Annotated in this window: 16 protein-coding genes; 5 read left to right on the top strand and 11 right to left on the bottom strand. The window is 41.1% G+C overall.

Annotated elements, in window-relative coordinates:
• Position 1: 1 nt before the first annotated feature.
• The gene (locus tag Q7J63_RS09110) at positions 2-3106 is read right to left on the bottom strand and encodes a TonB-dependent receptor (RefSeq protein ID WP_304885557.1); all 3105 of its coding nucleotides are present in this window, start codon (positions 3104-3106) and stop codon (positions 2-4) included.
• Between the two features lie 694 nt (positions 3107-3800).
• On the opposite strand from Q7J63_RS09110, the gene Q7J63_RS09105 reads away from it, so the two are divergent.
• From Q7J63_RS09105 to Q7J63_RS09085, 5 genes are all read left to right on the top strand, one after another.
• Positions 3801-5108 carry a Gfo/Idh/MocA family protein gene (locus tag Q7J63_RS09105; RefSeq protein WP_304885555.1) on the top strand — a complete coding sequence of 436 codons (1308 nt, stop codon included), beginning with the start codon at positions 3801-3803 and terminating at the stop codon, positions 5106-5108.
• A gap of 11 nt (positions 5109-5119) precedes the next feature.
• Positions 5120-5983 (top strand): sugar phosphate isomerase/epimerase, encoded by an 864-nt coding sequence (locus tag Q7J63_RS09100; protein ID WP_304885553.1) that lies wholly within the window; start codon positions 5120-5122, stop codon positions 5981-5983.
• Positions 5984-6243: 260 nt separating this feature from the next.
• Positions 6244-7440 (top strand): redoxin domain-containing protein, encoded by a 1197-nt coding sequence (locus tag Q7J63_RS09095; protein WP_304885551.1) that lies wholly within the window; start codon positions 6244-6246, stop codon positions 7438-7440.
• Positions 7441-7594: 154 nt separating this feature from the next.
• Complete coding sequence (locus Q7J63_RS09090; RefSeq protein ID WP_019595925.1) at positions 7595-8035, top strand: MarR family winged helix-turn-helix transcriptional regulator; 441 nt, start codon at positions 7595-7597, stop codon at positions 8033-8035.
• 7 nt (positions 8036-8042) lie between these two features.
• Positions 8043-8465: an organic hydroperoxide resistance protein gene (locus tag Q7J63_RS09085; RefSeq protein WP_019595926.1), complete on the top strand. Its 423-nt coding sequence runs from the start codon at positions 8043-8045 to the stop codon at positions 8463-8465.
• Between the two features lie 31 nt (positions 8466-8496).
• On the opposite strand, the gene Q7J63_RS09080 is transcribed toward Q7J63_RS09085, so the two are convergent.
• The 10 genes from Q7J63_RS09080 to Q7J63_RS09035 all read right to left on the bottom strand — a co-directional run bounded on the left by Q7J63_RS09080 (position 8497) and on the right by Q7J63_RS09035 (position 22878).
• Positions 8497-8970 (bottom strand): nuclear transport factor 2 family protein, encoded by a 474-nt coding sequence (locus Q7J63_RS09080; RefSeq protein ID WP_304885550.1) that lies wholly within the window; start codon positions 8968-8970, stop codon positions 8497-8499.
• An 847-nt stretch (positions 8971-9817) separates the two neighbouring features.
• Entirely contained in the window at positions 9818-10489 is a 672-nt protein-coding gene (locus Q7J63_RS09075) for a hypothetical protein (RefSeq protein ID WP_304885548.1), read from the bottom strand.
• 80 nt (positions 10490-10569) lie between these two features.
• Positions 10570-11895 (bottom strand): DEAD/DEAH box helicase, encoded by a 1326-nt coding sequence (locus Q7J63_RS09070; RefSeq protein ID WP_304885546.1) that lies wholly within the window; start codon positions 11893-11895, stop codon positions 10570-10572.
• 139 nt (positions 11896-12034) lie between these two features.
• Complete coding sequence (locus Q7J63_RS09065; RefSeq protein WP_304885544.1) at positions 12035-13831, bottom strand: acyl-CoA dehydrogenase family protein; 1797 nt, start codon at positions 13829-13831, stop codon at positions 12035-12037.
• Positions 13832-13923: 92 nt separating this feature from the next.
• Complete coding sequence (locus Q7J63_RS09060) at positions 13924-15099, bottom strand: acetyl-CoA C-acyltransferase (protein WP_019595931.1); 1176 nt, start codon at positions 15097-15099, stop codon at positions 13924-13926.
• A gap of 85 nt (positions 15100-15184) precedes the next feature.
• Complete coding sequence (locus Q7J63_RS09055) at positions 15185-17590, bottom strand: 3-hydroxyacyl-CoA dehydrogenase/enoyl-CoA hydratase family protein (RefSeq protein WP_019595932.1); 2406 nt, start codon at positions 17588-17590, stop codon at positions 15185-15187.
• A 12-nt stretch (positions 17591-17602) separates the two neighbouring features.
• Positions 17603-18079 (bottom strand): MarR family winged helix-turn-helix transcriptional regulator, encoded by a 477-nt coding sequence (locus Q7J63_RS09050; protein WP_019595933.1) that lies wholly within the window; start codon positions 18077-18079, stop codon positions 17603-17605.
• Positions 18080-18281: 202 nt separating this feature from the next.
• A complete protein-coding gene (locus tag Q7J63_RS09045; RefSeq protein WP_304885541.1) occupies positions 18282-20036 on the bottom strand; it encodes a long-chain fatty acid--CoA ligase in 1755 nt (584 codons plus the stop codon).
• Positions 20037-20497: 461 nt separating this feature from the next.
• The gene (locus Q7J63_RS09040; RefSeq protein ID WP_304885539.1) at positions 20498-22150 is read right to left on the bottom strand and encodes an Ig-like domain-containing domain; all 1653 of its coding nucleotides are present in this window, start codon (positions 22148-22150) and stop codon (positions 20498-20500) included.
• A gap of 71 nt (positions 22151-22221) precedes the next feature.
• Positions 22222-22878, bottom strand: coding sequence for a class I SAM-dependent methyltransferase (locus Q7J63_RS09035; protein WP_370691878.1), 657 nt, complete (start codon positions 22876-22878; stop codon positions 22222-22224).
• Positions 22879-22969: the final 91 nt, after the last annotated feature.

Genomic DNA, 22969 nt, shown 5'->3' with positions numbered 1-22969 from the left:
ATTAAAATGTCAAGTTAATACCCAATATAAAATTACGTGTTGCTGGCGCATTGGTGCCAATAGTCAACAATCGACTTGGGAGCGCATTGGTAATTGCGGTATTTTGGTTGGCGAATGAATTGGTTTCAGGATCCAAGCCTGTTTCCTTATGGAATGGAGAAAACAATACAAATGGATTCTGTACAGCACCATAAACTCTAAATCGACTCAATCCCGCTTTGGTCATCCAATTGCTTGCATTGTCAAAGTTGTAACCAAGGGTCATGGTTCTGATTTTCAAATAGGAGCCATCGAAGTAGCCCAGCGTGCTGCCATACTTAGGATTGTCACCACTCGCCAAGCCTCCTGGTGCAGGATATCTAGCATCTTGATTTTCAGGAGTCCAATAATCCACTTTAACATTATTTCTTCTTCCATTCATCATGTTGAGATATCCTGAAGAAGAATGAAGGGAGCTAATAAGCACTCCACCGCTTTTGAAGGTCCCAACAATACTCAAATCAAAGTTTTTGTATCCAACGCGGGTATTGAATCCTCCCATGAAGTTGGGTTGCAAATCAAGAATTTGACGATCAGCAGGCCCAACCGCCCGGGTAGGTACTCCCTCATCATTAAATTCACCTGTATAGGTAACTTTGATCATTCCCGGATTTCCTCCTGGCTCCAAAATATTCCGGTGCATATCATTTTCCTGCCACAAGCCTTGATACTGATAATCAAAAATTACATCAATTGGAGAACCCACAAACCACCAGTTTCCTTCGTCTCTCGTCTGTCCGGACGCTAAGGAGACTAGTTTGTTTCGGTTGGCATAAACATTCAATCCTGCTTCCCAGCTCCAATCTTTATTTTCGAATATCAATCCATTCAAGGATAGTTCAACCCCTTTGTTTTGGGTTTCACCAATATTTGCAGTGTAACTTCCTACTCCAGAAGTTGCTGGTAAATTCACACCCAGCAAAATATCCTTTGTGTTCGTAATGTAATATTCTGCACTACCTGTCAGACGATTGTTAAACAAACCGAAGTCAACCCCTATGTTATAGGTCTCCGAGTATTCCCAACCCAGATCCGCATTGGGGAGTGAATTGACAAAATAACCGGTAGCATAGGTATCGTTTCCAAAATTATAGGGTCTAGTTCCTAAGCCTCCCAATGTCGCATAAGGTGCGATTGCCTGATTTGAGGTCTGGCCATAGCCGACTCTCAATTTCAACAAGTCCACAGAGGCGGCATTATTCATAAAACCTTCCTTTCGCAAATTCCACCCAGCTGATACAGCAGGATAAGTATGCCACTTATAGCCCGGTGCTAGTCTAGAAGAACCATCAGAACGTAAAGTTGCTGAGATCATGTACCGATCGTCATAAGAATACATTACCCTACCCATATAGGACATCAAACCCCACAGTTCATAGCTTTGATCGCCTGGGTTAACTTGAATCTCTCCATTGGCAAGACCAATGTTATAAAACTGAAACTGATCGGCTGGGATATCTCTTGCCGTCATTCTGGAACTATGAAATTTATTTTGTTCGGTTGAGTATAAGGCTGTTACATTGACAAAATGTTTATCTGCGAATATTTTATCGTAGGTGATCAAGTTTTCCACAATCCAATGGTAGTTATGGGAATTTCCCACACCTGCCGTGGAAGGAGTAGTAGGGTTTGCGGTGTTGATGCCTCTTCCCGTATAGTCACCTTGGTTGCTTTGACGGTAATCCAAACCTAAATTGACTCTGTATTTCAAGCCATCCACTCCTGGGATTTTCGCTTCTGCATAGATTGCATTGTATGTTGCAAATGCGCGCGTTTCGTTCAGCCATTGACCCTCTAAGTCTCTCACAGTTTCACGAGTGGTTACAAATGATTCATCCAAAGGCATGGTGATTGTCCTCCTCCTGGTTCCGTCCGCATTAAACGGAGATGCGATGGGAGACATACTCAGGACATTGTACAAACCAACTTGAGAACCTTGCGTGGTATTAAAATTATTGTTGGTATTGAATCCTATTCTAAAGTAATTCCCAATTTCCTGGTCAACTGCAGCCCTCATGGAGATTCTATCATACTGCTGGGTAGGGACGACTCCTTCATCGTGGTAGTATCCCAAACCAAAACTGTATGTGCTTTTCTCTCCACCACCAGTAACGTTTATATCATGGTTGGACATTACGCCGTTTTGGTAAAACAAATCCTGCCAATCTGTATTGATTTCATTGGACTCACTCGGTCCATTGGTAAACATGCCTGCGGCTTCTCTCATTTGGATAAATTCCGGTCCATTCATCATGGGATATGGAGAGAAGACTGTTTTTGGGCCGTGAAAACCGCTATAACTCACTTTCGCCTCCTGCCCCTTAAAACCTTTCTTGGTTGTCACCAATACCACACCATTGGCACCTCTCGATCCATAAATCGCCGTTGCCGATGCATCCTTTAGGATATCAATACTTGCGATATCCTCCGGATTGATATCTCCAATGGAACCAGAAAATGGAATTCCATTCAATACGACCAAGGGATCGTTACTTGCCGTAAGTGACCGATTGCCCCTTATTCTAATACGCATGGTAGCGCCCGGCTGAGAAGAGGTCTGGGATATTTCCACACCTGGGAGACGACCCTGAAGGGCCTGTGTGATATTTGCCGAAGCTACTTCCCTCATGACGTCCCCTCCTATTGAAGCCACAGATCCAGTCACCGCCTCTTGGCGCATGGTCCCGTATCCAACGACGACCACCTCTTGGAGTGAACTGATATCAGGTTTCATATTTACGGTTATAGAAGACCGATTGCCCACCAGTAATTCCTGAGTAGTAAAACCAATAAATGAAAAGACCAATGTGGCTCCTGGCTTTACATTGATCCTATACTCTCCATCTATACCTGTTACCACCCCATTGGTAGTTCCTTTTTCTTGAATTGAAGCACCAGGCAATCCAATTTCATTTTCGTCGAGAACAGTTCCCGAAACACTTACGCTCTGAGCCATTGACAGATTGCTGATAAAAATAAATATCAGTGCAGCTGTCATGCGAACAAGCCAATTTCCAATCGGTATTTTTTTGACCTTACTGAAAATAATGGCGGATGTTGTTTCCATAAGTTTGATTATTTTGAGGGTTTGTTAAATAGGTTGATTACCACTTTTCTTCACACCTTTGTTTTTAGGCAAAGCACTGAAAAAGCCAATAATTTGCTAAACCTCTAAAAAAATAAGAATAAATGCAACCGATTTCATTTTTATTTTCATTTTACCCGGCGTGGCCAGCCAAGCGGAATTATATTTGAATTAAAAGCCTCTTTTTCATGGTATTGGTAATTTTGTGCTCCAATTCAAATTTGGTCGCCATATGAACCCGAAAAAGCAGATTTTAGTGAATGATTTTGTTTTACGCATTGATTTCCTACCTGCTTTTTCAGTAAATTCCATAAAACCGAAAACACTGATTTTGTCCCTCAGGAATTGGCGGAATATTGACTTCGGGTATGGGAGAGACAAGCTTCGTTTTACTACGCAAATTCCTTCTAATCAACAGGAGCCTCCCTTTTTTCCAGAGGATTGGGATAAATCTTTCATGCTAGCATTCCTCCCAAATTGCCTCACAAAGAAGAAATCAGGCCCTTTATCAAACATTGGCATACGAAGGCTATTTTTTGGACCCTTAAATTTTTTAGATAAATCGTTTTAAAGTAATATTATACTGAAGGCGATGCCGAAAAAAGAATATTCAGCTGTATTTCTGAATAAATGGGATGCATCACCCTTTTTTGGATTGACATTAAACCCAACGAACATGAAAAACAACAAAACCACTTTTTCCAGAAGGAAATTTCTGGGGACATCCCTATTGACCACCGCAGGATTGGCGGCCTTGCCAGGAATGAGTTGGGCAGAAAATATTAAGCCCCTTGCAGATATTCATCAGATAAGACTTGGGTTTATCGGATTGGGCAGACAATCCATGGGTCTCCTCAATGGCATGATAAAAATCCCTGGGGTAGAAGTGGTGGCAGGTGCGGATGTCTATCAGGTAAAAAGGGAGCGATTTGAACTTCGCGTTTCCAAGGCCTACTCCGAAAATGGCAAGCCCTCCCAAAAAGTGACCCTCTATGAAAATTACAAGGACCTTTTGGCAAGACCGGACATAGATGCGGTTGTTATCGCCTCTCCCGATCATTGGCATGCCCTGATGGCCATAGATGCCTGCAAAGCAGGAAAGGATATCTATTTGGAAAAGCCACTTACACTGACCATCAGAGAAGGCCAAGAATTGGTAAAGGCGGTTAGGACCAACGGAATCATCCTCGCCGTAGGCAGTCAGCAGCGATCAGACTTGAATTTTCAACACGCCGTGAGGATGGTTCAAAAAGGAAGAATCGGAAAACTCGAGCAGGTTTTGGTCAATGTAGGACAACCGGAGCATCCCATCTCTTATGATTTGCCTGAACAAAAAATTCCCGATGGGTTGGATTGGAAATCCTGGTTGGGACCATTGAAACCAATTCATTACAACGAGCAATTGAACCCATCCATCAGCCTAAATCCAGAAAAGAACGAAACTTTTTGGGGAGCTTGGAGAAAATACAAAGAAACAGGGGGAGGATACATGACGGATTGGGGAGCTCATATGTTTGACATTGCGCAGTGGGGAATGGGTATGGACCGCAACGGACCTTCAAAAATTCTTCCTGCCATGAATGGCAAACCTCTGACCTACCAATATACAACTGGTGTGGAAATGGTCGTGGGGGCTTTTGATGGCCCCACACAGGCAGTAAAATTTGTCGGTGAAAAGGGATGGATACAAGTTTCAAGAGGCAAATTCGCCGCCTCAGATGAAACCTTAAATCCAATCATGGAACGCCCAAACCTAGGGTTTCCGCCACACCTTTTTGACTTCATCGATTCCGTTCAGAAAAGAAGAGACCCTATGGTTCCAGTTGAAATAGGTCACAGTACCTGTATTGTCTGTACTTTGGGAAACATTGCCAATGAACTCCAAAGGCCCTTGGTCTGGGACCCAAAAACAGAAACATTCCCAGAGGATTGGGAAGCAAGCACAAAACTTCATTACAATTACGAAAAAGCATTCACACTTTAAACCCAGCAAAAATGAATAAAAGACGAGATTTTTTAAAACTATCCGGGGCGATAGCCATTGGAAGTTTGTTGAGCCCGACCAGCCTATTGGCTAATTCGGTATTCGCCAAAAGACCGATTGGTCTACAACTCTATTCCTTAAGAAACGATATGGCTTCAGATCCTCAAGGTACACTAAGAAAGGTGGCCTCAATAGGCTACAAGTCACTCGAGACAGCCAACTATCAGGATGGAAAGGTTTATGGCATGGAACCAAAAATGTTTAGGAAATTTATTGAAGATCTTGGAATGAAGCTAAACAGTGCCCACTTGGGCGGGCCGCAATATACCCCTGAGAAAAAGGAGGAGGCAATGGAATGGTGGAAAAAAGCAATCACCGACCACAAAGCCATGGGAGCAAAGTATATCATCAAGCCTTCGATGCCGATACCAAAGACTTTGGCTGAATTGGATATTTGGTGTGATTACTACAATGCCATCGGAGCTTTGGCCGCTAAATCGGGTCTGAAATTTGGCTTTCACAACCACGCCCGTGAATTTGAAAAAATTGAAGGTGTGGTCATGTACGACCACATGCTGGCCAAGACCGATCCAAAGCTGGTTTGTTTTGAATTGGATGTGTACTGGTCCAAAAAAGGTGGTTATGATTCGGTTGATTATTTGAAAAAATATCCCGGAAGATTCCCCCTTTTGCATATAAAGGATGAAGAGGAAATCGGCGCCAGTGGAGACATGGATTTCAAACCGATTTTTGAAGCGGCTTATGCCCAAGGCATGAAAGACTTCTTTGTTGAGGTGGAGCGGTATAATTTCGATCCAATCGATAGCGTCCAAAAAAGTTTTGAATACCTAAACAATGCTGCTTACGTAAAGTAACCTTCCCCAGCAGCCTAAAATACAAAGGTCTTGGATTTGGGAATTTTCCATTCCAAGGCCTTTCTAATTTCGATTCAAAATATCACTGAAACTCGGTTGATCGAAAACCGCTGATCTTCGGCCCCATATTTGTCCTCAGTCGAAAATTGGTTTTGATAAGCCATTCATTTTGAGGAGAAAGAGAATTTTTTTCGAATTCAAAATGGTATCTTTAATTACCAATCAATTTGATTTTGATAAACCTCAAATTTCTTGAAACCATGGAAAAAACACAATTGCTTTCTTTGGGTCTGTGTTGGACAATCCTGTTTTCTGTTTCATGCAACAAGCCCTCCCCGGAGAAAAGCGCCAAAGAGATGGCCTCAATTTTTGTCCCAAATCCTCAAGAGGTTGCGGAAAAGCAAGTACCAAAACTTAAAATAGGGGAGAAGGCTCCCTTTTTTAATTTGCCAAACGTGGATGGAAAACTCATTTCAATAGATGATTTTCGGGAAGCAGAGGTATTGGTTATCAATTTTACTTGTAACCATTGCCCTACAGCGCAGGCTTACGAAGATCGCTATATCCAGTTGGTGGATGAATATTCGGACAAATCGGTGGGATTTTTGGCCATCTCCCCTAATAGTCCAATCGGGATTCTTCCCGAAGAACTCGGATATACAGACCTCAGCGATGATTTCAAAAGTATGCAAATCCGCCATGAAGACCAGAAATACAATTTCCCTTATCTCTATGACGGCGATGACCATGCCTATTCCCTGGCGTATGGGCCGACGACGACTCCACATGTATTCGTATTTGACAAAGAAAGAAAACTCGCTTATTCCGGAAGAATTGATGCGTCGGAAAAGCCCGGAACAGGTAAAGCGGAGGACCTTCGCAACGCCATCGACAGAACCCTCGCTGGGGAAGTCCTGGAACCGGAAAAGGCGATTACACCAGCTTTCGGCTGTTCGATCAAATGGGCTTGGAAAAATGAATACGCCAAAAAAGTAAATGCGGAATGGAAGGAAAAGACCGTGGAAGTCAAAAAAATCAGTACAGCGCAATTGGCCGAAATTCTGAAAAATGATACAGATGAGTTGTTGCTGATCAATTTTTGGGCAACTTGGTGTGGACCCTGTGTGATCGAATATCCGGAATTTATTGAAATCCAAAGGATGTATGGAGAAAGAGATTTCCAATTCATCTCCCTGAGCTTGGACAGCCCTGTACAAGAGGCAAAAGTTCTCAAATTCCTTAAAGCCAAGTATTCTGCCATTCCCAATTACCTGATCGATACCGAAGACAAGTATGCCGTCATAAACGTGGTCAATAATGACTGGGATGGAAGTTTGCCGATCACATTGCTCATCGAACCCGGCGGAAGGGTGGCTTATAAGGTTTTAGGAGAAATCAATCCACATAAGCTAAAACGTGCAATTGTTGACCATCCCATGATTGGAAGATACTATTGAAAAATAAAAGTTAAGTACTCAATTCGGTTAGATAAAAAAAATCAAACGCCGAAATGATCGGCAGGAAGATATTGGCTGTGAAGGATTGAAAAATTTTTTGGGAAACTAAATAAAGATTACTAAATTTAATTGTTTACAATTTAAAGCCGCCGATATGTCCATTTCAGATGATTCCTTATTGTTGAAAAACCAAGTTTGCTTTCCGCTCTATGCGGCATCCAGAATACTGATTCAGGCTTACAGAGAACCTTTGGAAGAGCTCGGCCTGACTTATCCACAGTATTTGGTCATGCTTATTTTATGGGAAAAAGATGGATTGACGGTCAGCCAGATAGGAGAGAAGCTCTTTTTGGATTCCGGAACACTTACCCCAGTGCTAAAAAGATTGGAGGCCAATAATTTCATAAAAAGAAATCGAAGCGACAAAGACGAAAGAAAAGTTGAAATTGAATTGACATATCCAGGAAAATCTCTGCAAGCAAAAGCAACACCTATTCCAGAAAAAATTCATTCTCTCTTAAACCAATGGGAAGAAGGGGAGTTATCACTGTTTAAGATTCAAGTCAATAAACTAATAGAAACGCTTAAACATTGAGATTACCATGAAAAAAATCACAATTGATTATACAGCAATTGCCGTAAATACGGGAGGAAGAAAAGGAAAAATCAAGACAGATGATGGCTTGCTCGACATGGAAGTAGCCATGCCAAAAGAAATAGGGGGTCCGGGAGGAAAGACCAACCCAGAACAATTGTTTGCTGCAGGCTATGCCGCCTGTTTTGGTGGGGCTCTGGGAGCAGTTGCCAATGGTGTGAAATTGGACGATGCTGAAATCACCGTTAAAACCCATATTGGCAAAACAGGTGATGGAGGATTCGGACTGGCAGTGGACATTTTTGTCAAAATTCCGCAGGCCAATTCCTTGGAAGATGCCCAAAAATTAGTGGATGCAGCACATGAGGTTTGTCCATATTCCAATGCAACCAGAGGAAATATAGAGGTAAATGTAAGTGCAGTAGCATAAAACATCCAGCCCTTGGTAGATTTGCCAAGGGCTAATTTTTTTCTTTGAATGCCTTTAAAAGTTTATTGGTTTGCTTTTGGATTTTGGCTTTCATAAAAGGTGTCCAACCCAATAAAAAGCCCTTCCAACCCAAAGCTTGTCTTGTCCATGCCCACAAATCAAATTGATCGTTGTGCCTGATAATTTTTCCATCCATGAATTCGAAACTTGCATGAATGGTATTGACAACCTTTCTTCCCGTTCCCCCATAAACATACTCGGCAATCCAATCTACAGTCCCATTTTTTTCATCCGCATGGACATTCCGAAAGGTGATCTTGAGGTTCCCTTTGCTTCTTTTGATCAGCATCCTCCACATCATTTCGACATCCCGGCCCTTAAGTTCCCCAAATGCAGGATCCGTAAAAACCACCTCTGAATGATAACAAGCGGACATTCTGTCGGCATCTGCTTTAGCAAAGGCAGTATAAAATTCATGTAGAAGTACTCCGTTGCTTGTCATCATAGATTTTTGCATTTTTTTAAATGAATATTGGATAGAAAAGAAGATCCAAAGTTTCCCAAGAGATATTGCATTGGAATTCTTTAATAACACAGTCTCTCCACACTGAATCCAGCTGGCAATATTTAACGTCTTCAAGCCCAATATTTGGAGATGACCTGAGCCGATTCGGTTTTGAAGTTTTTTCCTACCTTATTGGCTCAAAACCCCTTATAAGTCATAATTTGAACAGCATTGAGTTTTTTCACTTCTAAATCGAAATAAGTTACTTAAATCATATCCTTCCTCAAAATTTCTTAAACGCATTTGGACTTACCTTTTTCAAAAATTGGAAAACCAAACACTGCAGAGAGAACCCCATCCCGAAAACTCAAACCCGAATTGTAAGACACCGAAAAAATAACGCAAAGCATCTAACTTGAACCCGAAATATACATTAGGTTCCCTAAAAGGTCTTGAAACTACAAGAAAATCAGACCAAGTGAAGTACCGAATTGATGAAGGTAAAAGCAGTAAATAGCTGAATGCTTATTAAGCTATTATAGGTTGGAATTGAATTGGAAATGCCTAAAACGGGTTGAAGTAAGAAGAAATATGCAATAGGCTTCCAAATAGGGCTATAACTACTAGAAAATCAGATTATTTGGATAATAATGAATCGTCCAGTATGGTGAAGTCAAAAACAATGAACAACCGACTGATTATTGAGCAATTTCAGTCCGGAAATGAATTGAAATTGCATAAAACGGGTTGAATGGAAAAATTTGAATCAGTTGGCACAAAAAAGGCGAAACCCTATTGGATTTCGCCTTCTGACCTTGAGTGCAAAGATTTGAAGAAATTGATCTTTTTAGGACTCAGCTTCTTTTTGATTCAATTCGGATTCAAATTCAGAAAATTCGAAATCCTCTTCTTTTAACCAATATTCGGATGTCGTGATACTGAAATTATTGTCTTCGGAGGCATTCACATCCCATAGAATATTTTCAGCCTCTGGAAAATCGATCTCCGTTTTCATCTGAGGCTCAAAAAGTCTCTCCAAAAGACTCCTGTCGGACAAGCCCACACTGAATAACTTAAGAATATCCTCTTTGGTAAGCACCGGATTTGGCTTTTTGTCAACCCGAGCGATGGAGCAATCGATCACGCTTGCCTTTGCATCGGGAAATTTTCCATTGAAGGCTTTAAACAGGAGTTGGTTGACGTGAAACAAGGTAGACTGCAATCCAATTTCCGGATATTCCTCACAAACCTTGTCCAAAAGCATGTCATTTGAAATCTGTTCGATTTGTCCATCAGCAAGATGATCGGACAACTTGTATTCCAAAACCTTCACAGCTGCTTCTTGGGGCTCAAAATCGGTAATGGCCATCAAAAGCAATTCTCTCAGGGTTTCCTTCGGTGCTTTTTCTGCATCGGGATAATCGAATTTTTCCAACAACTGGATGTAATCCTCTGAAGTCCAATATTCTCTTATTTCGTCAACGGTAAGAATGCTATTTATTTTTATTTGAAATTTCATAAATTTTGATTTTAAAGGGATAATGGTAAAAATGAGCTGTTCAATGAATTCTAAAAACACTATGGAACAAGAGTGTGTCCCTAATTCGCCTCCTCAATCTTCACCTTGATTTTTTTAAGCTTTTCGTTTTTCAATTTGGCAAGGACTTTATTTACCTGAGTTCTCTTCACAGAGACATAAGATGCGAAATCCAAGATGGTAATCAGGCCGATGTCTTCTCCCGAAATACCCGCATTTTTGGTCAATAGTCCGACAATATCGCCCTTGCTGATTTTATCCTTTTTCCCTGCACTGATGTATAAGCACGCAAAAATGGGAGGAGGCGGTAGCACCAATTCTTCCTGAAGTGTAATCTCCGTAACGGATTTTTCAACGTATTCAGGCAAAGCTTCGTCATTGGCCAAAACCAGGTAGGCCTGACCTTCGGCGTGCATCCTTGCTGTCCGCCCATTTCTGTGGATAAAGGCATCTTCCTTTGGTGGCAATTGGTAATGTACCACATGTTTGATCTCTGGGATATCCAATCCCCTTGAGGCAAGGTCTGTTGCGATAAGCACATTGTGTGCTCCGCCCCTGAATTTGATCAGGTTTTTTTCCCGATCGATCTGCTCCATTCCTCCATGAAGGACACCATGCGCAAATCGATGGTCTGTAAACAAGGTGCTGATTCGGTCCACAGCATCTCGGTGGTTACAAAAGACCAAACACACTTCGTCGTTGAATTCAGCGACCAACCTCATCAAGGTTTCCACTTTTTCAATACTTCGGGTGTGTACCAGCTTCAATTCCAGTTTGGAATCCACTTCGTCCTTCAGGTAATTGAGTGCTTCGGGTTTGGAGAAAGGAAGAAACTCAGGCCACAATTTCAATTTTGTAGCAGAAGTGAGCAGGTGCTTTTGCTTGCCGTTTAGGGCCTTAAAGATCAAGGTCAATTGATCATGAAATCCCATTTGTAGGGATTTGTCAAATTCATCCAAAACCACCATATTGACGGTCTTTGGGTCAAATGATTTTCTGAAGATATGATCTGCCAATCTTCCTGGTGTACCAATAATCACAGCAGGGGCCTCATTTAGGCTGTTTTGTTCGATTTTGACAGAGTGTCCACCGTAGCAGCAACTTACTTTGTAAGAAGTTTTCATTGCCTTGAATACCTGCTCGATCTGAAGGGCCAACTCTCTTGATGGAACCACAACCAATGCCTGCACCCCAGGACTGTCTTTTTGAAGTTGGTTTACAAGAGGAATCAAAAAAGCGATGGTTTTACCAGATCCTGTGGGGGCGAGCAACATCAAGTTTTCTGAAGAAGCTGCCTTTCCAATGACCGCTTTCTGCATGTCATTGAGTTCCGCGATGGAAAGATTTTTTAGAAACTCCGCGGTTGTCTCTTCCAAATTATTTTGCATATACAAAGGTAGCTTTAAGCTGACGTCTTTTAGCTATCTTTTTATTTTGTCTTTCGGGTCTTCGTGGAGAAAGCTACAAATTAAAAAAAACCGATCGTTCCAATATCGTGGATTTTGGAGCGATCGGTTGGTATTTTGCTTAGGAAAAAGGATAATGTCCTTTTTCAATCATAAAATCAGCGATTTGTCTTCTCAGGCTTTTGGTATCTACCAAATCCATTTTGGTGAAACGCTTCAATCCCATCAACATGACTTTTTGCTCATCTCCAGAAGTAAACGAAGCGATTGCTTCCTTCGCAGCGATGTTTATTTTTTCTGCCGCCTCAGACAGATAAACCTTGGCCATTGCGATCTGCTGTTGACAACTTTCCTCGCCTCTCAGTCCCACCAATTTCTCAGCTCTCAGGATAGCGGATTCTGCCGCATAAATTTCAATCATGACATCTGCCAGATTCATCATCACCTCCTGTTCATCCTCGATCCTGTCCTGAAGTGACATGGCGGCTTTTCCTCCAACCATCAGGAATACTTTCTTCAATTTATTCAGAACATCTTTTTCGGCAGCAAAAAGTGTTGAGGTATCGAGAGATTCGAAACTTGGTACAGAAATCAATTCCTTGGAAACAGCCATTGCCGGTTCAAAAATGTTGACTTCCCCTTTCATTGCCCTTTTCAAAAGCATCCCAACCATCAGCATTCTGTTGATTTCGTTGGTCCCTTCATATATCCTGGAAATCCTTGCATCTCTATAGGCCCTTTCCATTGGTGCATCTGCAGAATATCCCATTCCACCATAGACCTGAACTCCCTGATCCACGACATAGTCAAGCACTTCAGACCCATGAACCTTGGCAATGGCACATTCGATGGCAAATTGCTCCACACCCTTGAGTTTTGCTTCGGAATCTTGCATTCCTTCAGCGATCAGACTGTTGATTCGATCCTCTATATCCTGCCCTGCACGGTAGCAAAGGGCTTCTGTAGCAAAAGTTCGAATCGCCATTTCTGCCAACTTAGCCTTGATGGCACCAAAAGTATTGATGCTCACACCAAATTGTTTTCTTTCGGTAGAATACTTGATGGCAAGGCTTGTAACGGTTCTCACACCTCCCAAAACACCTGCACCAAGTTTTACCCTTCCGATATTAAGGATATTCACGGCGATTTTAAATCCGTTTTGACGATCGGAAAGCATGTTTTCCACAGGCACCTGACAATCATTGAAGAATACTTGACGGGTAGACGAGCCTTTGATTCCCATCTTTTTCTCCTCTTCATTCATCGTGATACCACCAAAGGACTTTTCGACAATGAAGGCAGTCAGGTTTTTATCGTCTTCAATCTTGGCAAAGACAATGAACAAATCCGCAAAACCCGCATTGGAGATCCACATTTTTTGCCCGTTGAGGACATAATGTTTTCCATCAGCAGAGAGCGTTGCCTTTGTTTTACCACTGTTGGCATCTGAGCCAGCGTCTGGCTCAGTCAGACAGTAACAGGCAGCCCATTGACCGGTTGCCAACTTGGGCAAGTATTTGTTCTTTTGTTCTTCCGTACCGTAATAAAGAATGGGCAAGGTACCGATTCCGGTGTGCGCACCATAGGTAGTGGAAAATGATCCCGCAGCCCCGATAATGTCGGCGATCAGCATAGAGGTATTGAAACTCATGCCCATTCCACCAAAGACTTCGGGAACGGAAATGCCCAAAAGACCCAGTTCTCCAGCTTTTTTGAAAATCTGGGGTACCAAATCCGGGTTTTTCATGCTGTCTATCTCCTCGATCCTGGGAGTAATCTCTGTATCAACAAAGTCTTGACAAGCTTGAGCCATCATTTTTTGTTCTTCCGAGAACTCCTCAAAAATAAAGATGTCCTCTGCAGCTGTTTCCTTAATTAGGAATTCACCGCCATTGATTGATTTTTTTATGGTTTCCATTTTGTTTCAGTTTTAAAAGGATAGGCATTCTGACGCGTATTGTTTTGTGTTCAAGCAACAACCGGTAAACAATTGAAACCGATCACATTCACCTATTTCAAGAGTTCAAAAACCCCTGCCACTCCTTGCCCACCTCCAACACAAGCGGTTACCATTCCGTATTTTTTATTCTGACGGCGGAGCTCGTTGAAAAGTTGGACGGATAGCTTGGCTCCGGTGCAACCTAGGGGATGACCCATGGCCACAGCACCGCCATTGACATTGATGATATCAGGGTTAAGGTCTAGGGATTTGATAACCGCCAAGCTTTGGGCTGCAAATGCCTCGTTCAATTCAATCAATTCAATGTCATTGATGGAAAGACCGGCTTGCTTCACCGCTTTTGGGATTGCCACTTTTGGACCTATCCCCATGATTCGAGGTTCAACACCGGCGACAGCGTAGGACATCAGCCTGGCGATGGGTTCAATATTCAATTCCTTGACCATTCTTTCCGACATCACGACCACAAATGCGGCACCATCAGAAGTCTGGGAAGAATTTCCCGCAGTCACTTGACCTCCGTTTTTGAATGCAGGTTTTAGGTTGGAAAGGATTTCCATTGATGTTCCTTTTCGAGGACCCTCATCTGTATCGACGATGTATTTTCGGGTTTTCTTCTTTCCCTTTTCGTCAAGATAAGTTTCTTCTACTTCCACAGGCACAATTTCATCCTTGAACTTTCCAGCGGCAATGGCTGCAAAAGCCTTTTCATGTGACTTTACGGAGAACAAATCAGATTCCTCTCTGGTGATGTTATAATCCTTTGCCAATTCTTCCGCAGTAAGCCCCATGCTGAGGTAATAATCCGGAGTTTTGGAGGCAATGTTCCAGTTGAGCGCTGTTTTATAACCCATCATCGGGACCATTGACATGGATTCCGTACCGCCGGCGATAATGCAATCTGCCATTCCTGCCTTGATCTTGCCAACCGCCAAAGCAATGGCTTCCAATCCCGAGCCACAATATCTGTTGACAATAAATCCAGGATTGTCTACTCCCAAGGCAAGTAGTGAAATCATTCTCCCCATCTGCATGCCCTGTTCGGCTTCCGGAACGGCATTGCCTACAATGAGGTCCTCAACCATTTTGGATTCCAAACCCGGTGTGTTGGCGACCAAATGCTTGATGACATCAGAAGCCAAATCATCGGGCCGATAAAAACGAAAACCTCCTTTTTTGGCTTTGCCAACTGCCGATCTATATCCATTTACTATATATGCTTCCATTTTATTTTTTATTGGGTTAACTGAAAATTTAAGGTGACCAAATCTTGATCCTGGCCAATCGATCCAAATTGTCTGGGAACAGACACTAATTTCTAAGTGGTTTTCCTTTGAATAGAATGGAGTGAATCCGCTCTAGGGTCTTTTTCTCACCAGTCAAGCTCAAGAAGGCCTCCCTTTCCAAATCCAAAAGATATTGCTCAGTCACTTCTGTCGGAGAAGACAAATCCCCTCCAGACATTACCCAGGCAAGTTTTCTAGCGATTTTTGCATCGTGATCAGAGATGTAAGCACCGTACTGCATCCCGGTAATCCCAGCTTCAAACAAGGCCAAAGAAGTTTTTCCAAGTACCTTGATATTGGTTTGCTGTATCGGCTGGATATAACCCGCATCGGATAAGGCCAGTACTTTTTCCTTGGCATCTGCCAACACCCTTTTTCTGTTCAGGGTGATGGCGTCCTTGGTCTGCAAATATCCCAAAGCCCTTGCCTCATGTGCTGAGGTAGAAACCTTGGCAGTGGCGATGTTCATAAAGTAGTCCTGAAGTTGGTTGAGTTCCACATCTCCGGCAATCAGTCTGTTGGAAAATCTCAGCGTCATCTCCTTGGTTCCTCCACCTGCTGGAATCAAACCGACACCTACTTCTACCAAACCCATATACAATTCCGCGTGTGCCTGAACCGCATCTGCATGAAGAGACATTTCACAACCTCCCCCCAATGCCATATTGTGTGGAGCAACCACCACTGGAATAGAAGAATAGCGCACCTTCATCATGGTGTTTTGAAACTGTGCAATCATCAGGTTGATTTCGTCGTATTCCTGATCACCTGCAAACATGAACAACATGGCCAAATTTGCCCCTGCGGAGAAATTTCCACCTTCGTTTCCAATCACCAATCCTTTGTAGGATTTTTCAGCCATGCTGATGGCGGTATTGATTCCTTCTATCACTTCCGCACCCAGGGAATTCATCTTGGTATGGAATTCCAATCCAATCACCTCATCGCCCATGTCATAGATCGTGGCTCCAGCATTGCCCCAAAGTTTTTTATTGGCCGCTTTAAGTGTATCCAAGAGAATAAATTCTTCCGCACCCGGAACTGGCAAGTATGATTTTGAATGAATATCGTAGTACTTTTTCTGTCCGTTTTCAACCTTGTAAAAAGCCGTATGGCCTGCATCCAACATTTCATGAACCCATGGAGCTGCAATTTCTCCGGCAGCTTTCATCTTCTCGACGGTTTCTTGTAAACCCAAAACATCCCAGGTTTCAAATGGACCCAACTCCCAACCAAACCCAGCACAAACTGCTTGATCGATACGATAGAGTTCGTCGGATATTTCAGGAATCCTATTTGCACAGTATTGAAACAGATCGTAGAAAGTAGCTCTGTAAAATTCACCTGCCCTATCCTCAAAATTCACGAGGAATTTAATTCTTTTCTTCAAGTCATCGATTTCCTTGGAGGCTTCCAATGCCTTGAACTTTGGCTTCTCTACATCCTTATATTCAAATGTCTTAAGGTCCAATTCCTTAAGTTCCTTGGTGCCATCTTCATGACGGATCATTTTAAAATAACCCTGGCCGGTTTTATCACCCCACCATTTGTTCTCGTTCAATACTTCGACAATCTTAGGTAATTTGAATTTATCCCTGGATTCATCATGCGAGAGCGCCTTGTAAAGGTTATTGGCAACGTTCACCGTAGTATCCAATCCCACTACATCCATGGTACGAAAAGTAGCAGATTTGGCCCTTCCAATGAGTGTTCCTGTGAGTTTGTCCACCTCAGATACACTGAGTCCCATTTTCTCAACAGCATGCATCCCCGAAATAATGGCATAGACACCTATTCTATTGGCGATAAATGCAGGGGTATCCTTGCAGAGCACAGTTTCCTTACCCAAAATCCTGTCCCCAAAATCCATCAAGAAATCGATGATTTCAGGATTGGTCTTGGGAGCCGGAATAATTTCCAATAATCTCAAGTACCTCGGGGGATTGAAAAAGTGGGTTCCGGCAAAATTCGCCTGAAAATCTTCAGACCTTCCTTCGCACATGAGGTGCATCGGAATTCCGGAGGTATTTGAGGTAATTAAGGTGCCTGGTTTCCTGAATTTTTCCACCTTCTCAAAAAGTGACTGTTTGATATCCAGTCTTTCCACTACTACTTCCATCACCCAATCGTAATCCTTGATTTTTGGCAAATCATCATCAAAATTACCTGTGGTGATCCTGGAAATAAACCCAGCATCGTAAAGAGAAGCTGGTTTTGATTTTAATGTGTTGGTTAAAGCGGTTTCAACAATTCTATTCCTGACTGCCTTGTCAGAGATAGTTAAACCTTTTTTCTTTTCTTCCTCACTCGGTTCTTTGGGCACTATATCGAGCAACAATACCTGAACGCCAATATTGGCGAAATGGCAGGCAATCCTCGATCCCATTACTCCCGAACCTAAAATGGCAATTTTTTTAATGGCTCTTTTCATAAAGTTTTTTTATTAAAGTTCGTACACCTTATCACTGTACGAATTGGGGTTTATTGGTTCTGATTGAATATTTTCAATGACTTTATTGATTTTCTGGAACACTGAATAGAAAATTTCCAGCTCACTTTCACTGGCCAATTCCCTTACCTGAAGATTAAAATTTTTGATGGTCTCCACTGAAATTGCCTTTTTGCGTTTACCCTCCGGCGTCAAAAATATCCTCACGGATCTTTTGTCATTTGGATCCGCTTTTTTAAAAATGAATCCTTTTTCCTCCATAGTCTTGAGCATCCTGGTGAGACTTCTTGCCTCCAGTCCAATCAATGGGGCAATTTTGGTGGCAGCAGTCCCTTCCTTGGAGTTGATGTTGATCAGAACAAATCCCATGGCCGTGGTAAAATCTTCCTGGGCTGCTTTTTGATTGTACATCCTGGAAATGGCATGCCAAGCACTCTTGATGTGATGATCTACCGTTTCTTCTCGTTTCATAGACAATATTTTACACTTCTAATGTAAGAAAAATATTGTATGCATGCATACTATTTCCTAAAAAAGTTATGCATGCAGAGGAAATTAAAAAAACATAAATTTTAAAATAACGGAATATTATTTTTCCGTTATCAATTTAGGGCCATTAAGTATTGAATTTTGGATTAGAAAACTGAAATATCAAAATAAGTTTCTGAAAATTTTATTTGTATAAATCTTCCATTTCTTTCGCATATTTTTCATGTATCACTTTTCTCTTCAGTTTCATGGTTGGAGTAAGTTCACCGGATTCCACGCTCCAGGATTTTGAAAGCAATTTGAACCTCTTGATTTGCTCCCATTTCCCAAAATACTTGTTTAGATCATCTATTTCCCTTTGAAATTTCTCCAAAATTTCATCCTTTGCGATCATCTCCTCGTCATGGGTGTAGGGGATATCTTTGTGTTTACAATAATCCTTTAGTGCATCAAAACTCGGAACAATCAGTGCCGTTGGGTAATTTTTGTTTTCTCCCACCACAATCAATTGGTCGATTAGAACAGATTCCTTGAATTTGTTTTCCAAAGGCTGTGGAGCAATATATTTACCTCCGGAAGTTTTGAACATTTCCTTCTTCCTATCAGTGATCTTTAGGTAATTGCCTTCGTGTAGCTCTCCAATATCGCCTGTATGGAACCAGCCATCCTTGAGTACCTCTGCGGTCAATGCTGCATTCTTGTAGTAGCCTTTCATGACATTTGGTCCCTTGACCAAGATTTCTCCATCTTCAGCAATTTTGACTTCGACCTCCTTGACCAATTTTCCTACAAATCCTATTCTAATTTCCTTTAGATTACATACGGAAGTGGATATAACGGGAGAAGTTTCGGTAAGCCCATAACCCTCACAAATAGGAATGCCAGCACTCCAAAAAACCCGGGCCAATCTTGGTTGAAGTGCAGATGCGCCTGAATTGATCTGCATAATATTGCCTCCAAGCGCCTCTCTCCATTTGTTGAAAATGATTTTATTGGCCAATTTCAATTGAAAATTGTACCATGATCCCTGATCCTTGGAGGGTTCATATTGCAGACCAAGGTTTAAGGCCCAGAAAAAGAGCGATTTTTTTATACCGGTTAGCCCGTAGCCTTTGGAAACAATTTTATCATATACTTTTTCCAGTAATCTGGGGACTGTATTGAACATTTGAGGCTGGATTTCTTTTAAATTTTCCCCAATTGATTCCATACTTTCAGCGTAATAAATGGAAATACCCATGAATAGATAACAAAAAGAGCCTGTTCTTTCATAGATATGACAAAGGGGTAAGAAACTTAATGCCTTCGAATTTCCAGCAGGTACAATGATCCGGTCTTCCACTGCAGATACATTGTGTAGCACGTTGCCATGCGACAACATAACTCCTTTGGGTGTTCCGGTCGTTCCTGAGGTATAGATAATGGTAAAGAGACTCTCTTCCATTACAAATGATTTAGCCGTCTCTAGCGCACTCAAATCTCCATTCTTTCCTTTTGACATAAAATCCTCCCAATGGATACAGGATTCTAATTTGTCAAAAGAGAATATCTGCCTTTCAATTCCAAGGGATGCTTCCTTTGCTTTGGCTAATATTTCCTCATCACCCACAAAAACCATTTTCACCTCTGCATGCTCAAAAATGTACTTATAGTCCTCTGCTGAGATGGTTGGATACATCGGAACAGATATGGCGCCTATTTGCTGGAGCGCCAAATCTATAAAATTCCATTCTGGACGGTTGTTTGAAATAATGGCAACTTTGTCTCCTGACCCAATATTGGACGATAAAAAAGCCATGCTCAGTTGATCCACTATCTTTTTCAAATCCTTGGATGAAAAGGTTACCCATTCTCCATTTACTTTATGGCCTAGGGCGACCTCTTTGTTGTATTTTAAAATCTGATAATCGATGATGTCAAAGAGTCTGTTGATCTGCATGTGGAAATGGGCTTAATGTTTTTTTAAGGTATCAAAAAGCTTTGAGGAAAGCAAAAGCGATCAAAATAAGTTATCCACCCTATTGTATATTTATTTGATTAATTTAAGAAGAGAACTATTAAAGTTATTATAGGGTGGATATGTGGATAACAATTGTTCAAATAGTTTCCCACAGGATTTTTTTTGAATCGATGAATGTTATGCACCTCTTACCCACATTTTTTTCTTTGATAACTTCTTCATTATCATCTACCCTTGTAAAAAACCGATAAAGTTGTGAACAATCCCGAAAAAGATAGCTGTTCATAAAAACTTGTGTTTGTAATTGTTGACAAGGGTGTACAAACATAGAGTTGTCCATACTTTAAAAACTTTTACTCTTTTTAAAAATCTCATTTGGGGACAAACCTCTTTTTGTACCCATTTTATCCTTACTTATGCACAGTCCTATGGGTACTTGTCTACAGTATTGTGGGTTGATTTTCTTCATCTTTTGTTGGCGAGGGTTCGTTTTCTCCATTTTTCAAAAGGCCTAGTCCAATGGGATTTAAAGGATTGATGGTGATTTCATTGTCCCATCCTGCTTTTAAGATGATGTCCCGTGAGTTGTCATTTTCGGAATTGATATGGTAATATATCGGCTCGGCTTGTCTTTTTTCCGTGAGATTTGATGGATCCCATCTCCTATTTCCGTTTAGGTCTTCGATAATCCTTACTCGATAGGTTCCCGCTTCCAATTCCATAAATACAATCTCATTTTTGTCCTTTAGGTATTCTTCCTTGACCAACTGATCTTTGTTGTTCAATAATTGGATGATGAGTGGATATCTATTGCTGTTTATCTTTACTCTCAAAGCATCCGCAAGAACTTCCTTTTTTAGTTTCCTGTACGTTCCCTCAATTTTATTTTCGTTTGTAAGTCCTTCTACATCAAAAAAGGTTGAATCTGCTGAATAAACTGTGAATACTTCATTCTTTAAGGAATCTGGAATAGCGATATCAATGTATATTTTTGTAAAATCTGAGCTGTCTTTTAAATATATCCACTCTCGTTTTATCGGTAAAATTGATGCTGTATCATATTTGACAAATAAGGAATCCAGTGTTATTTTCTTTATGGGCTTGTTGAAAGTTATCTCCGAGGTAAATTTTCTGACAAAATTAGTCCCAGAATTGATTGTGCTTTCCAGTTTCTCTTTTGATCTATCACTCTCTTGGAACTTGGCAAAGACCATTGTATCCTTTTTGAAACCTACGGAATCTTTGAAAACCAACCCAATGGCCGTACTGTCTCCTTCAAAATCAGTGTGGTAAAAACGCATATTTTTGTCCTTGATTCTATAAAACAATTTTTTATGAATGTCTGGATGCTCTACCTCTACTTCTGTGATAGTCTTGCTTAGAATGATATCATAATTGGTGCCTACAGGCGAACTCCTATTAATCTTAATTGGAGATAGATCAGCTTTTGATATATAAAATTGTGCGTCGTCAATATTGTCTGTTATGTTGACCTCAGTATCCAAGAACCCATATGGCTCTGTTTTATCTTCAGCTTTAAGGGAGTTGTTAGTATCATGCCAGGCATAAGCACTGTATGCTCCTGCCTTGATATTTGTGATTTCGAATCTTCCCAACGTATCAGCTTGTCCTATGTAATAGGGAGGCCCGCTCAGTACATCTGTCGTGTCTGATAATGGATACAATCCTACCAGTACATCTTTCATGTTTCTTTCTCTTTGTGGAAACAAGAAATTTACTTTTCCCGAAAATGTTAAACTGTCTATATTCTCACCCGTAGAAAAGACGAGTTTAAGATTTTCCGCTGGGTTTTTTTCTGTGATGTCTGTAATGCTTTTTTGGAAATTGAACACATATGTGGTGTTGTCCTCAAGTTCTTGATTTAGTTTCATGGTCACACGGTTTTTTACCGCTAAGACCTGCATCTCATCCTTTTTTATTCTCGGTGTGATAATCACTTGCTTGTTGGGGTTTTCGATGTTTATGTATTCATCGAAATCGAGAATGATGGTCGATGGTCTTATATTGACCGCATTGTTTTTAGGATTTGTTTCCAATAGTTTTGGAGGATCCAGGTCTTTTGGACCTCCCATTGGCGTGCTTTGTTTAGCACATGAATGAAGTATGAATACTGCTATAAATATTAATAATTTATGGATTAATTTCATTTTTTCTTCAAAATAAACAAAATACTTGAATATTTTCCATCATTATTTTTTGCCCATCTATTTGATTTCCAGCCCATTGTAAGTGCTTTCATCAAGTTTTTCAATTTGGCTGTTTTCGGATGGACATAACTTTCTGATAAAAGAGAAACATAATAGCTATCAAAAACCATAGGTTTTTGATCTATAATCTCCATGCTCATTTCATTGGCAAAGTGCTGTATGCTTTCTTTGGTGAAATGATACAAATGTCTCGGTACATCCAAGGAAGCCCAATTGTTTTTGTATTGTATGGAATCAAATGAATCATAATTGGGAACAGCAATATAGAGGAAGCCGTCATTTTTGAGTTTTTTGATTAATTTCTTACTCGTTTTCCTCAATGAGTGAATGTGTTCCAATACATGGAACAATGTTATGGCATCAAATTTCTTTTCCTCATCAAGATTATCGATGGTTTTTAAGATGTTGAGTCCAAAATCTTTTCCTATTTTTCTTGCATCTTGGTTGGGTTCAATGCCAGTTACTTCCCATCCCGATCTTTTTGCTGTTTTTAAAAAATAACCAGTTCCACACCCATAATCCAACAATCTACCAGGTTGTGGGCATCTGTCATGAATCCATGAAATTTTGGTTTTTAGGGTTATTTTCCTCACCCACTTGTATATAATGTTGGTTAGGTTATTTGATTTGTCTTGGTGTGAAATATACCCCTCAAAATCATAATACTTTCCTATGTCTTTTTCT

The sequence above is a fragment of the Rhodonellum sp. genome, from assembly GCF_030656585.1.
GTDB lineage: Bacteria > Bacteroidota > Bacteroidia > Cytophagales > Cyclobacteriaceae > Rhodonellum > Rhodonellum psychrophilum.
This window is presented reverse-complemented; position numbering and strand designations above follow the sequence as displayed.

Bases quoted from the DNA above. Each gene is read 5' to 3' on its own strand.
- Q7J63_RS09110 (WP_304885557.1), bottom strand. From the start codon at position 3,106: ATGGAAACAACATCCGCCATTATTTTCAGTAAGGTCAAAAAAATACCG.
- Q7J63_RS09105 (WP_304885555.1), top strand. From the start codon at position 3,801: ATGAAAAACAACAAAACCACTTTTTCCAGAAGGAAATTTCTGGGGACA.
- Q7J63_RS09100 (WP_304885553.1), top strand. From the start codon at position 5,120: ATGAATAAAAGACGAGATTTTTTAAAACTATCCGGGGCGATAGCCATT.
- Q7J63_RS09095 (WP_304885551.1), top strand. From the start codon at position 6,244: ATGGAAAAAACACAATTGCTTTCTTTGGGTCTGTGTTGGACAATCCTG.
- Q7J63_RS09090 (WP_019595925.1), top strand. From the start codon at position 7,595: ATGTCCATTTCAGATGATTCCTTATTGTTGAAAAACCAAGTTTGCTTT.
- Q7J63_RS09085 (WP_019595926.1), top strand. From the start codon at position 8,043: ATGAAAAAAATCACAATTGATTATACAGCAATTGCCGTAAATACGGGA.
- Q7J63_RS09080 (WP_304885550.1), bottom strand. From the start codon at position 8,970: ATGATGACAAGCAACGGAGTACTTCTACATGAATTTTATACTGCCTTT.
- Q7J63_RS09075 (WP_304885548.1), bottom strand. From the start codon at position 10,489: ATGAAATTTCAAATAAAAATAAATAGCATTCTTACCGTTGACGAAATA.
- Q7J63_RS09070 (WP_304885546.1), bottom strand. From the start codon at position 11,895: ATGCAAAATAATTTGGAAGAGACAACCGCGGAGTTTCTAAAAAATCTT.
- Q7J63_RS09065 (WP_304885544.1), bottom strand. From the start codon at position 13,831: ATGGAAACCATAAAAAAATCAATCAATGGCGGTGAATTCCTAATTAAG.
- Q7J63_RS09060 (WP_019595931.1), bottom strand. From the start codon at position 15,099: ATGGAAGCATATATAGTAAATGGATATAGATCGGCAGTTGGCAAAGCC.
- Q7J63_RS09055 (WP_019595932.1), bottom strand. From the start codon at position 17,590: ATGAAAAGAGCCATTAAAAAAATTGCCATTTTAGGTTCGGGAGTAATG.
- Q7J63_RS09050 (WP_019595933.1), bottom strand. From the start codon at position 18,079: ATGAAACGAGAAGAAACGGTAGATCATCACATCAAGAGTGCTTGGCAT.
- Q7J63_RS09045 (WP_304885541.1), bottom strand. From the start codon at position 20,036: ATGCAGATCAACAGACTCTTTGACATCATCGATTATCAGATTTTAAAA.
- Q7J63_RS09040 (WP_304885539.1), bottom strand. From the start codon at position 22,150: ATGGGAGGTCCAAAAGACCTGGATCCTCCAAAACTATTGGAAACAAAT.